This window comes from Mesorhizobium sp. M7A.F.Ca.CA.004.04.2.1 (assembly GCF_004022825.1).
Classification (GTDB): Bacteria; Pseudomonadota; Alphaproteobacteria; order Rhizobiales; family Rhizobiaceae; genus Mesorhizobium.
Map to the genome: position 1 here is coordinate 1 of NZ_RZPH01001033.1, position 2,048 is coordinate 2,048.

3 protein-coding genes are annotated in these 2,048 nt (G+C 66.6%); 2 read left to right on the top strand and 1 reads right to left on the bottom strand.

From position 1 onward, the window contains the following. Window positions 1-220, top strand: a 220-nt coding sequence (locus EN893_RS30820) for an SMP-30/gluconolactonase/LRE family protein (protein WP_164901264.1), incomplete at its 5' end; no start/stop codon positions are given. A gap of 127 nt (window positions 221-347) precedes the next feature. Continuing rightward, window positions 348-1,421, top strand: coding sequence for a D-alanine:D-lactate ligase-like protein (locus tag EN893_RS30825; RefSeq protein ID WP_127266736.1), 1,074 nt, complete (start codon window positions 348-350; stop codon window positions 1,419-1,421). Between the two features lie 40 nt (window positions 1,422-1,461). Here EN893_RS30825 and EN893_RS30830 read toward each other — a convergent pair whose 3' ends face one another. Continuing rightward, a complete protein-coding gene (locus EN893_RS30830) occupies window positions 1,462-1,875 on the bottom strand; it encodes a GFA family protein (RefSeq protein ID WP_127266737.1) in 414 nt (137 codons plus the stop codon). Window positions 1,876-2,048 lie beyond the last annotated feature (173 nt).

Sequence of the window (2,048 nt, forward strand, 5' to 3'; positions counted from 1 at the left end):
CTATGGACCCGACGGCAAGCTCGTCCGCACGGTCGCCATGCCGGTGACGCAGCCATCCTGCCCGGCCTTTGTCGGCGCCAAGGCTGACCGGCTGGCGGTCACCTCCGCCTGGTCGGGCAAGGATGAGAAGCAGCGTCTGCTGGATCTGCAGGGCGGCATGACCTTTCTGCTCGATATTCCCGTCAACGGCCGCTTCGAGCCGCGCGTGCTGATCGCCTGAACGAACTGGATTCTGCGGTCGGACGGTGCGTTGTCACGCAACCGCCCGCGCCGTGTCGGTTTCGCGAGAGCCTGACGCCTCGACCGTGCGATGGTAGGCAATCGCACTGCCGGGGAACGTTCATCTCATGCCGAGCCGCCAGCCAAGACTGATCCTCGTCCATGAGCCGGAGAAGGCTTGTTTCGACCGTCTGGTCGCCGACGGTCATGCACCGCAGCGCGCCGCCGAAATCGCGTCCTATCTGGCGCAGTCTACCGATCTCGCTCCTGAATTCGAGGCGCTTGAACGCGCCTGCCAGGCACGCGGCCTGTCGTTTGCGCCAGTGGCGCTGGACGACGCCGCAACGGTGCTCGCCGAGGAGCACCCCAGCACGACGCTGGTCTGGACGCTGACCGACGGCATCGCCTATTTCCGCGGCGGCGCGGCGCCCGCTCTGGCGCGATTGGGCGGTTTCAAGACGGTCGGCGCAGATGATGCGCTGTTCGCGCTCTGTCAGGACAAGTTCCGCTCCGGAGCCGTGCTCGGCGCACTCGGCATGCCGGTGCCGCAGGCCGGGCTCGCGCGCGACGGCCAATGGCTGGTCGAGCCGCCGGCCTCGCCCGCCGGCTGGTTCGTCAAGCCCAATCGGCTCGGCGCCAAGATCGGTATCTGGCCGGACTCGCGTGTGGCCGACCTCGGCCATGCGCTGGAGCTTAGCCGGCGCGTCTTTTCGGCCTATCGCGACGATGTCGTCGTCCAGCCCTATGTCGCCGGCCGCAATGTGCGCGCCAGTTTCCTCGGCCTGGTGCCTGGCGCCGGGGTCGAAGCCCTTGGCGTGGCTTTTGTCGATTCAGGCGCCGATTTCCAGACCATGGCCGACAGCCTGGCGCTCTACGGCGACACCGGGGAGGCAGCGAAAGCGGCGGGACATTACGCCGAGCCGGAACTCGTCGCGGTTGCCGACAGCCAGCCGGCCGCCGACACCAGGATTCGCGCGATCGCCGAGCGGCTGATGGGCGGGCTCGGCCTGCGCGATGTGTTTTCCATCGATCTCAGGGTCGAGGCCGACGACACCGTCCACCTCATCGAGTTCGAGGTCTGCCCCGGCCTGCCCTGCTTCGATTTCCGCGCCTATTGCCGCCAGCAATGGGGCCTCGAGCTGGCCGACGCCATGGCCAAGACAGCGGCGAGCCGGCTGATCGGCCAAGAGCATCGCGCCTGAAGGCGCGAGGGCAGATCGCGGGCCGACGGGCGGACGCGTTTCACTGCGGCATTCGCTCGACCGCCTGCAAGGACGGATCCATCTTGTCCCAGGCATGGCCGTGGCTCGTGTAGGTCACCATCTGCGGGCTGAACTGTTCCGGATCGTCGAGGCTGGCCGCGTGGACCACTATCAGCTCGGGCATGGCGACGGGTATCAGAAAGACCGGCGTTCCGCAGGTTGGACAGAAGGTGTGGATTTTTTCGTTGCCGCTGGCGCCCGCCACGCGCCAGGTGCTCACCTCCCCGGTGATGGCCATATCGGCACGCTGGCCGAAGGTCAGGTAGGATCCGTGGCCGGTGCCTGAGCGCTTCTGGCAATCGCTGCACTGGCAGTGGTTCTGGAAGATCGGCTCGTCATTGGTTTCGTAGCGGATCGCGCCGCATGCGCAGCCGCCGGTATAACGCTTGGTCATTGTCATTCTCCACGGGCCTGATTCTGCTTGAGGTCGCAACATCAGGCCGATTTCGGCTTGGCGAAAATGTCGATGCCGCTGCCGGTTTCGAGGAAGGATTTCAGGCTCGGCAGCACCGCCGGCAAGCCCTGGCTGACGCCTTTCGCCATGCCGCTGCCGGCTTCGAGCTCGTC